9 protein-coding genes and 2 pseudogenes are annotated in these 8,124 nt (G+C 46.6%); 1 reads left to right on the forward strand and 10 read right to left on the reverse strand.

The genetic code is table 11. The features are described 5' to 3' along the window. Positions 1–24: 24 nt before the first annotated feature. The 10 genes and pseudogenes from QD47_RS14565 to QD47_RS14605 form a co-directional block, all read right to left on the reverse strand. Positions 25–447 (reverse strand): stage V sporulation protein AB, encoded by a 423-nt coding sequence (locus QD47_RS14565; protein ID WP_044646826.1) that lies wholly within the window; start codon positions 445–447, stop codon positions 25–27. Further along, positions 447–1,100, reverse strand: coding sequence for a stage V sporulation protein AA (locus tag QD47_RS14570; RefSeq protein WP_044646818.1), 654 nt, complete (start codon positions 1,098–1,100; stop codon positions 447–449). Before QD47_RS14570 ends, QD47_RS14565 begins: the two co-directional genes overlap by 1 nt. Positions 1,101–1,273: 173 nt before the next feature. Beyond that, positions 1,274–2,029 (reverse strand): RNA polymerase sporulation sigma factor SigF, encoded by a 756-nt coding sequence (gene sigF / locus QD47_RS14575; protein WP_014282155.1) that lies wholly within the window; start codon positions 2,027–2,029, stop codon positions 1,274–1,276. An 11-nt stretch (positions 2,030–2,040) separates the two neighbouring features. Beyond that, complete coding sequence (spoIIAB, locus tag QD47_RS14580; RefSeq protein WP_014282156.1) at positions 2,041–2,496, reverse strand: anti-sigma F factor; 456 nt, start codon at positions 2,494–2,496, stop codon at positions 2,041–2,043. Then, positions 2,493–2,846, reverse strand: a complete 354-nt coding sequence (spoIIAA, locus tag QD47_RS14585) for an anti-sigma F factor antagonist (protein ID WP_044646819.1) — start codon at positions 2,844–2,846, stop codon at positions 2,493–2,495. Before spoIIAA ends, spoIIAB begins: the two co-directional genes overlap by 4 nt. A gap of 96 nt (positions 2,847–2,942) precedes the next feature. After that, on the reverse strand, positions 2,943–4,136 hold the full coding sequence (locus QD47_RS14590; protein ID WP_044646820.1) for a D-alanyl-D-alanine carboxypeptidase family protein: 1,194 nt from the start codon (positions 4,134–4,136) through the stop codon (positions 2,943–2,945). A 410-nt stretch (positions 4,137–4,546) separates the two neighbouring features. Beyond that, a pseudogene (locus QD47_RS30775) lies at positions 4,547–4,759 on the reverse strand (peptide ABC transporter ATP-binding protein); the annotation flags it as partial. A 46-nt stretch (positions 4,760–4,805) separates the two neighbouring features. Continuing rightward, a pseudogene (locus QD47_RS30780) lies at positions 4,806–5,144 on the reverse strand (ABC transporter permease subunit); the annotation flags it as partial. After that, the gene (locus QD47_RS32165) at positions 5,132–5,290 is read right to left on the reverse strand and encodes a hypothetical protein (protein WP_161797178.1); all 159 of its coding nucleotides are present in this window, start codon (positions 5,288–5,290) and stop codon (positions 5,132–5,134) included. The gene QD47_RS32165 and the pseudogene QD47_RS30780, both read right to left, overlap by 13 nt. Before the next feature lie 340 nt (positions 5,291–5,630). Beyond that, positions 5,631–7,016, reverse strand: coding sequence for an MFS transporter (locus tag QD47_RS14605; protein WP_044646822.1), 1,386 nt, complete (start codon positions 7,014–7,016; stop codon positions 5,631–5,633). Positions 7,017–7,127: 111 nt separating this feature from the next. Here QD47_RS14605 and QD47_RS14610 point away from each other — a divergent pair, with 111 nt between their 5' ends. Then, the gene (locus QD47_RS14610) at positions 7,128–8,018 is read left to right on the forward strand and encodes a LysR family transcriptional regulator (protein ID WP_044646823.1); all 891 of its coding nucleotides are present in this window, start codon (positions 7,128–7,130) and stop codon (positions 8,016–8,018) included. Positions 8,019–8,124 lie beyond the last annotated feature (106 nt).

Raw genomic sequence — 8,124 nt, forward strand, 5'->3', positions numbered from 1 at the left:
CTCTTGCCCCCTTCACTTTCCTCGTTATCGGTTGTATACGAACCAGTCAAAAAACGAACCCGTCACCTTACCCAGCACCATCGCCATCAGCAAGCCAAACATATACACGGTCATATGGAGCCGCTTGGCGAGTATAGGCAAGAGATTCAGTACCTCCGTCAGTGCTGCGGCAAGTAAACCGATAAACACTCCGCAAAACAACCCCGGTATCCACGTAAGTACGCCCGGCAACGGCAAGCAAATATTCCAAAAATCTGCCACCGTTCCCACCACTGAACCCAAAATCATAGATTTTTCATATGCTCGTGATTTTTTATAGGTACGGGTAAGCTGTGCCAGCCGAGGAATCATATCCAGCACAATAAAAAGTGCGATCACACCACCACCCACCGCTAAGCCTCCAGCGATACCTAAAATGATCTGAAGTACACCCTGTACATACATCATCATCGGCGCTTATCCTTCGTATGCATGCGGGCCATCTTTTCATATTCCTCCGCCACAACGTACTGATCCACGTTTTCCTGGTACAGATACATTTCCACTTCCAGCGGCGTCGGCTCCTCGTTCCATGTTTTTTTGAACAAATGATTAAAGAACACAATCATGCCGAAGCCGATGCCGATCGAATACGCAATCTGGAACAGATATGGATGCTCATCCTTGTGTCCGGTAATCATCTCAACAATCCGCACCTGCACCTCCATCATGCTGACGTCAGCGTGGAAATTCATAATCGTGAGCGCAGATCCAAAGAACAGAAGCAACCATACCAGAACAAACAATATTCTGGATGGCTTACGCGGTTTCTCCACGATTTCCACAAGCACATGCGGCTTGCCGAGAGATTCCACGACGACACCCGGAATGCGTTCTCTAATTTTCGAAATGATTTGCAGCATGTCCACCAGTATCAGATTACCGTCCTGCTGCTGCGGCCGCTTGAGAACAAGCTCCAGCAGATCGTTTTCCCATTCGGGATCTGCCAGCAGATGGGCTACATCTCCCAAACGCAAGTCATGCCCCTGTGACATGCGTACACGACTGCGGAGACGTAAATAGACTATGGGAGCCACTGTAGGAGCCGGATTATGAGTCATCCGATCCCCTCCTTATCCTCGTAATTACCTTAGTATGAGGCGAAGCCAAGAAACATATTCCGTGTACTTTCTTTTTCTCCACGCAAAAAGAGTATTCCTGACCATTAACATGGCTTGGGAATACCCTTTTGAATTACACAGGCATGAGGATTCAGCAAAATTCCTAACCGATATTATTGAGCAATCTGATCGCGAATCGACTGCAAAATCTTTTTTTCCAGCCGCGATACCTGCACCTGGGAAATACCAAGTCGGCTTGCGACCTCCGATTGGGTCTGATCGCGATAATAACGCAGGTATACAATGAGCCGTTCCCGCTCAGTCAGCCCGCCGATAGCCTCATTCAGTGCCAGCTTATCAAACCATCGCTCCTGCGATTCATCAGCAATCTGATCCATGAGCGTAATCGGATCACCGTCATTTTCGAACACCGTTTCGTGAATCGAGGTTGGCGGCTTGTTAGCCTCCTGGGCAAAAACAACATCCTCTGGTGTAACTCCCAGTTCATCTGCGACTTCCTTGATCGTAGGTAAACGGTTCAGCCGTTTGGACAGCTCGTCCTTCATTTTGCGGACCTTATTGGCCGTCTCCTTTAAGGAGCGGCTAACCTTGAGCGTGCCGTCATCGCGCAGAAAACGTTGAATTTCCCCAATAATCATCGGGACCGCATACGTTGAAAATTTGACTTCATAGCTTAGATCGAATTTGTCCACCGATTTTAACAAACCGATACAGCCGATCTGAAAAAGATCGTCAGGTTCATATCCCCGGTTCATAAAGCGCTGCACGACAGACCAGACGAGCCGGATATTACTATTGACTAGCGTCTCACGGGCATCATTATCACCGGATTGACTCAGTGCAATGAGCCGTTTGACTTCCGCATCCTCCAAATAGCTGTTCGAAGTTTTTTTTCCTCCTGCTTCCATAGGATCAACCCCTAATTATATAAAGCTTTCTTGGATTCAATCCTTTTCTTCATCCGGACCGACGTGCCTCCGCCCGGCTCACTGACTGCTTCAAACTCATCCATGAAATTTTCCATAATGGTAAAACCCATGCCGGACCGTTCCAATTCAGGCTTCGACGTATACAGTGGCTGCTTCGCCAGCTCCAAATCCTCAATCCCTCTTCCTGCATCTTCAATCACCAATGTAACCACGTCCGTTTCAATCCCAACCTTAATCGTCACGACTCCAGACGGATCGCTGTCATAGCCGTGAATAATACTGTTCGTCACCGCCTCGGACACTACGGTTTTCAGATCGCTTAGCTCGTCCATCGTCGGATCAAGCCGGGAAATAAAGGCAGCGACAGCGACGCGGGCAAACGCTTCATTCTCGGATTTGGCGGCAAACTGCAAGCTCATGAAATTGTTTCCTGTACTTTCTCTCATGACACCACCTCCAGTTCCGTGAGCGCATTTCCCTCGTTTTCATATACAAGCATGATTTTAAACAAGCCTGACATATCCAGCAGTCGGTGTACCGGCGGATTGACATCACAGACAGCCATCTTCCCGCCCTTTTGTTTAATCAGCTTGTAACGTCCCAAGATAACGCCAAGGCCGGAGCTATCCATAAACTGGAGATTCTTCAAGCTGAGCACGATATGCTCGCATTGGCGGCGCTGAATCGCCTCATCCATTTGCATACGGACCATGTCCGACGTATGGTGATCAAGCTCACCGGATAGCCTTACAATCAGCACCCCCCGGTGATGCTCCATTTCAATTTGCAGGTTCATGCTTACTCACTCTCCTCCCGGTCTTGGACAAGGATTTCTACGCAGCCGCAGACGATTCCTGCCCTCCGACAAAACTAGAAGAAAACCCCTTAAAATCTACAAAGAAAACAGATTCGACATGGTACGTTTAAACAATTTCCACCATCCAGCCTTCTCCACCGCTACGGGTGCGGTTATGTTAAACGCCTTGAGCCGTTTACCATCCTGATAGACAACCAGCTTGCCGACCGGATCACCTGCACGGACAGGAGCTTTCAGACTTGGAGCGAGTTGCAGCTCATGACGCAGTGTTTCCTTCGTTCCTCCCTTTTTCACCAGCACACTGTAGGAACGATCTGCCTGAATTTTCAGCTCCGGCAGTACACCCTTCTCGACTTTCACGCTTCCCAGCAGGTCACCCGGCTTGTACACTGATTTCATCGTGTATTGGGAAAAAGCATAATCGAACATGGAAGATACTTCATTGTTACGTGTTTTAGTATTCGGTTCGCCAAGTACGACAGCGACTACACGCATACCATCACGCTTGGCAGTAGCGGAAAGGCAAAATTTCGCTTCCCCTGTATAGCCTGTTTTCAGCCCGTCCGCTCCTGTATAGAAACGAACCAGCTTATTCGTATTCACCAACCAAAACGGCTTGGCCGAGGATTTGCGTAAATAGTCCTGATACGCTCCTGTATATTTTGTAATTTGAGGATATTTCAGCAGTTCACGGCTCATGACCGCAATATCATGCGCAGAAGAATAGTGATTTTTTACCGGCAAACCGTTGCAATTGGCAAAATGGGTATCCTTTAAACCAAGCTGCTGCGCCTTGGCATTCATCAATTCGACAAAAGCCTGCTCAGAGCCCGCAATTTTCTCAGCCATCGCCACGGAAGCATCGTTGCCGGAAGCCATCGCCACTCCCTTAAGCATCTCATCGACCGTCATTTCTTCTCCCGGCTCCAGAAAAATTTGCGATCCGCCCATCGAAGCCGCATATTCGCTGGCCCGTACTTTGTCGGTCAGCTTGAGTTTGCCATCATGAATAGCCTCCATCGTCAGCAGCATAGTCATAATTTTGGTAATACTCGCCGGTGGAAGCTTTTCACGGCTATTTTTTTCATAGATGACTGTACCCGTATCCGCATCCATCAGGATCGCTGAGAGAGCCTCGGGAGCCAGCTCAGCCGCAGAACCCTCCTTGGGCTTGCTTTCAGGTTTGCTTTCCTCGGCCCAACCGCCGACGGGGACAGCAGTCAAGGCTACCAGACAAGCCAGGATGAACGCTACCACTTTTTTCTTCACAATCGGTTCCCTCCTCAACATATTGGCGTAAAGTACCGGAGCCCGTAAGCTTACTCCTCCGGCCTATTCGCGTGCTGCTAACCATTGTCGTCAGATTGGATGAAAAATATTCCATACGCCGGAAAACATCAAATAGCACCAAGCTGAGTCAGCATGGCGCGGATTTTCCAAAATTAAACTGTACCCTTTTATTTCAAAAAGACTTTTTTATCCGTTTATACAAATTCTCATCTCTAAGCAGACAGTATTCTTTTTAGATTACCGCTACTGACTTGTAGGGCGAATGATCATTTCATTAATAGCTACATCCGAAGGTTAGTCGTAACCATTCCTTGCGATATAATTGTTGTACGAATATTGTTGGCATACTCCTCTTTACGCAGACCCTCAGAAATCGTACGCACAGCAAACTTGGTACCAACCCGCTCAAGTAAACGCAGTGCTGTATCGCGCGCTTCCCGTTCATTTAATATCCCGAGTTCTCTGGGTGCAAACATGATATTTTTTAGTACACTGAAATGAGGAAACAGGTTGAAATGCTGAAACACCATACCAATATTCTCGCGTGCTTTGTGACACAGACAACTTCACCTTCGGTGACCGACATATCGATTTCCTTTCAGAACCTAATTCGTGACAAAACTTTTCTTTAATCCTTCAACCTTAATTTTACCCACGACGAACCTTCACCTCCAGATAGTCAGCAATTTTAGTCAATGTTATGATGACAATCTTACCTGATTGCGTCAACTCCACAAGGCCAATGACGGATAAGATCGACGTATCTTTCAATGTAATAACCATCTAATTAATAAATGAAGGGATCATAATCCGTATTGCCTGAGGAATTACGATCTTCATCATAGCTTTACGATAAGGAAGTCCCAGGGAACGGGCGGCTTCCATCTGTCCACGATCAACCGATTGATTTCCCCCGCGGAAGATATCCACAAATACGGTAGCAACACCACGAAGGAACTTATTTTGTCCCACTTTCATAAAGCCAAAGATGCACTCCTCTGCAAGGTCATCTTCTTCTCGTCCAGCCGGGCTTGAATTCGGTATTGAGTAAGCGCCTGAGCTTCAGCATCCCCTGTGGCTTGTGAAATGGCAGATACAGGAGATGGTTTAGCGGTAGCGCTACCCGTACTCATGATTGGGCATGTTGTCAGAACCAGAGCGAGTGTGCTGACTGCTGTTTTTCTGATTAGATTTGATGTTAATGAACTTGAATGGTTGATATAAATCTCTCCCTCGAATGGATTGTGAAGCACAGATGCAAGTATAGAAGGCCAACTTTACCCTGTATTAATGCGTATCTTAAATTTCGTTTAAAAAAAGTGGCTGTTTGTATTAAACAGGCATCATAAGTGAAAAGTGACTACCTTCCTCACCTAAGGATTGGACGAATATCCGATGTTTTAAATAGCTCAAAACAAAAAAACCGCCATTGCGGCGGTTCTAATTCGACGTTGAATCCTGATTATGTCCGAACTATAACGCTTGCGTGCCCGAGGATCGCTGGGGACGTAAGTTCATGATGATCAAAGATGTGGAAAATAAAGTAAGGATGACCCCTAGCAAGTGGATTCCCATTACACTGAACGTATCTCCCATGATGATTCCGATTAACAATGACGACAAAATGGTACCGAGGTATCGCGAAGTATTAAAAATACCCGAGGAGACACCAATCATTTCTTTTGGTGTGCTCTTGAACAGGGCAGCCTGCATGCCGACGCTATTCAATCCGTTACTTATACCAAATACAGCCAAGGCGAGGATTACACTGAACATCGGCGAAGCTTCATTCAAGGTGATGATTAATACGGACCCAAATGTCATTAACACTGCAGAAAGGATTAAAGCCAGCCGCGTTCCAGATTTGTCGATCCAGCGTCCTGCGAGAGGAGAACTGATAAGTGAACATAAACCGAGGGTTAGCATAATTATTCCTGTATGAATTTCGTTGAGATGACGTACCTGCTGCAAATAAGACGGTATTCCAAAAAACAGAGCGTAAAAAAGAGTGTTAACCAGCATAAATTGTACATTCACCCAGGTCATTTCGGGATATGTAGCAAATGCCCGCAGAGGAATAAAGGGGGATGGTGTTTTCAATTCATGTCGTATAAAAGTTGCTAATGCAATCAAACCGATCCCCCCTACCATAAGGTGCCATGTTGAAAGATGTCCGGTTGATTTGACTGAAAGCAAGCTAATTAGCAGAGTCACCAAAGCGACTGTGAACAAGAGTATGCCCGGCGCATCAATCAGCAGGAGCCATTTCCTGATGGACATGTCACCAGAGGTGGATTTGAATGACTCCTCTTTGGGAATGGTTTTCCAGGCGAAGATAAAGCTTGCGATTACAAATGGAATATTAACAAGGAATATGCTGGGCCAGTCCCACCAATGAATCAATACACCACCAATAAAAGGGCCTACCGCTGCTGCTCCGGATAGGAACATCGCAAGGACAGACAAGGCGGCTGCCTGTTTCTCAGTAACATGGATTCTTACAATCGCCATTCCGACGGCTACCATCATGCTTGTGCCGACAGATTGAACGATCCGGAATACGATGAGCCAAGAAAAGCCGGGAGATAACGGAGCTAACATGGAGGAAACGAAGACAACAACCAGACCGATAAGGAATATCTTTCTGCGGCCGAACAGATCACTGCACTTGCCCATGACCGGTTGAGCAACAGCACTCGCAATGTAAAAGGAAAAAATAATCCACGAAACGGTCGTAACATCAAGTTGATACACATGTTGCAGTCTTGCAATGGCTATAGATATCATGGAGGAATTTAACGGATTCAGCATGATTCCCAAGCCGACAGATATCATTAACCATATATTTCGAGCGTTCATTTTGTATATACCCCCTTCTTCTGTGATCATCTTAATGGAATCCTGTTATTTATTCCAACGCATTTTATGTTATGATTTGATGAACTAAAAGGAATAAGAGAGTGGTGCGAAATGGAGCTTCTTCAGCTACGCTATTTTCTGACGTTAGCCCGGTGTGAACATGTTACGGAAGCTGCGGGTAAGTTGCATGTCACTCAATCCTCACTGAGCAAAACGATACAGCGATTGGAGGATGACTTGGGTTCACCGTTATTTGATCGATTGGGCAGAAAGCTGCGGCTAAACGAATTCGGAAGAACATTCCTTCGCCGGACCGAAAAAGCCCTATTCGAATTGGAACAGGGAAAGCAGGAAATTGCTGACCTCTCCAACCCGGATCACGGTACACTCCAATTGGCGGTCACCACAGCAAGCACATTGCCAGGTATCTTGCGGGAATTCCGGAAAAATAAGCCGAACACCCAGTTTCATGTACAAATGGTAAATTTGGAAGACATGTCTACACTTCTTCATCGAGGGGAGATCGATTTTTGCCTGTCCTCTCCTCCGATCCAAGGTGATGATATCGACTGTCAGATCCTATTCGAGGACCCCATCGTAGTAGCGGTGCCTCTTGGTCATCGATATGCGGATCGAAGCAGCATCACATTAGCAGAGCTTAAGGATGAGTGGTTTGTGGGTGTGAAAAAAGGATACGGCATTCGTGATCTGGTGGACTCCAAATGCCAATCAGTCGGGTTTGTACCGAAGTATGTATATGAAGGAGATGAGCCTGCAAGATTAATCGCACTAGTGGAAGCGGAGATTGGGCTTGCCTTTATACCAAGTACAGCAAGAAACCCACAGCAACGCATTGCATATCTTCCGATAGAAGATCAGAGACTTGTGCGGGAGATTGCTTTATTGTCGCAAAAAAACAGATATATCTCGAAAGCAGCTATCGCGTTTCGCAGCGTTGTTATAGACTATTTCGGTGCAATGTCCAAACCAATTGATGAATGACCATCCCGAAGACCCCGCTCTCCATTGTATGTGAGAGCGGGGTCTTTTCTTTTAGGGTATCCGCTATGCCTATTTCCGCCAAAAAGTTGAACAGTTTGCCTTCTCC

It is taken from the genome of Paenibacillus terrae (genome assembly GCF_000943545.1).
Taxonomy (GTDB): Bacteria; Bacillota; Bacilli; order Paenibacillales; family Paenibacillaceae; genus Paenibacillus; species Paenibacillus terrae_A.

Bases quoted from the DNA above. Each gene is read 5' to 3' on its own strand.
- spoIIAA (WP_044646819.1), bottom strand. From the start codon at position 2,846: ATGAACCTGCAAATTGAAATGGAGCATCACCGGGGGGTGCTGATTGTA.
- QD47_RS32165 (WP_161797178.1), bottom strand. From the start codon at position 5,290: ATGAGTACGGGTAGCGCTACCGCTAAACCATCTCCTGTATCTGCCATT.
- sigF (WP_014282155.1), bottom strand. From the start codon at position 2,029: ATGGAAGCAGGAGGAAAAAAAACTTCGAACAGCTATTTGGAGGATGCG.
- QD47_RS14570 (WP_044646818.1), bottom strand. From the start codon at position 1,100: ATGACTCATAATCCGGCTCCTACAGTGGCTCCCATAGTCTATTTACGT.
- spoIIAB (WP_014282156.1), bottom strand. From the start codon at position 2,496: ATGAGAGAAAGTACAGGAAACAATTTCATGAGCTTGCAGTTTGCCGCC.
- QD47_RS14565 (WP_044646826.1), bottom strand. From the start codon at position 447: ATGATGTATGTACAGGGTGTACTTCAGATCATTTTAGGTATCGCTGGA.
- QD47_RS14605 (WP_044646822.1), bottom strand. From the start codon at position 7,016: ATGAACGCTCGAAATATATGGTTAATGATATCTGTCGGCTTGGGAATC.
- QD47_RS14610 (WP_044646823.1), top strand. From the start codon at position 7,128: ATGGAGCTTCTTCAGCTACGCTATTTTCTGACGTTAGCCCGGTGTGAA.